Consider the following 882-nt stretch of genomic DNA (forward strand, 5'->3'; position numbering starts at 1 on the left):
ATATGGAATCGTTCGTTAGTTTTCATAATTTTCCTCCTTCTATAACTTCAAGATTAAATCCCGGCTTTGGTATTGTAGAAAGTTCTTCTTGTGTAGCACGACTACCTACTTCAGCAACGTGGCGGTTCATGTAGTAGCGGACAAGACCCGGCCCTCGCATACCGGCTACCTTTTCGCGCTCGGAGAAAATCGCACCGAACTTCACCAGTTCATTCATGATGGCTGTAACTTCGTTGACCCGAATTCCGACTTTTTCGGCGATTTCTTCGCGGGTTAGCATGATCTGTCCGGTATGTGGGAACAGGTGGTCGAACAAGAGCGTCCAGACGTCCACGGCCTTCATTGGACGTTTACTGTTCTTCATTAGCCACAAGGTGACAGCACGGTTCTGTGCGGGACGGATCATAACAAACGGCTCCGTTGTTCCGGGGGCTGGGGTAGTAATGCGTTGAACGGTGACCATGACCCGGCCAAGGGCATCATGGTCAAAATCGGGATTGTCAAAAAACGGCAAAAGGGCTTGGCGAACCTGTTCGGCCTGATCTTCACGAAGCCGATCTTTTGGGGTCTTGAGACGGGTCATGTTCCGCATGTGGGAAACCTCTGTATGAGTGCCGAATAGGTCGCACACTGTGCGACTTTATGGTCGCACGTGGTGCGACCTAATGGCAAGCCATTTTTGGCGGTTCCCCAAGGGAAAAGGATGATCGGTAAAACCCTAGATATAAATAAGATAAAATCTCTCTCTGTAGTCTCTCTCTTTTTTCGGTGGAAAACTGCGGTTTTTACCCCAAAAGGGGGGGTAATTATGCACGGCATAAACGGGCGACATCCGAGAACCGTGCAAGAGAGTATTTGCTCAGGAAGAAGGAGCGAATGGGA

1 protein-coding gene is annotated in these 882 nt (G+C 49.5%); it reads right to left on the minus strand.

Annotated elements, in window-relative coordinates; all coding sequences use genetic code 11:
* Positions 1-22: 22 nt before the first annotated feature.
* Positions 23-583: a hypothetical protein gene (locus KP705_RS15490; RefSeq protein WP_252348419.1), complete on the minus strand. Its 561-nt coding sequence runs from the start codon at positions 581-583 to the stop codon at positions 23-25.
* Between the last annotated feature and the right edge of the window lie 299 nt (positions 584-882).

Source organism: Gluconobacter sp. P1D12_c (genome assembly GCF_018812105.1).
Classification (GTDB): Bacteria; Pseudomonadota; Alphaproteobacteria; order Acetobacterales; family Acetobacteraceae; genus Gluconobacter; species Gluconobacter oxydans_A.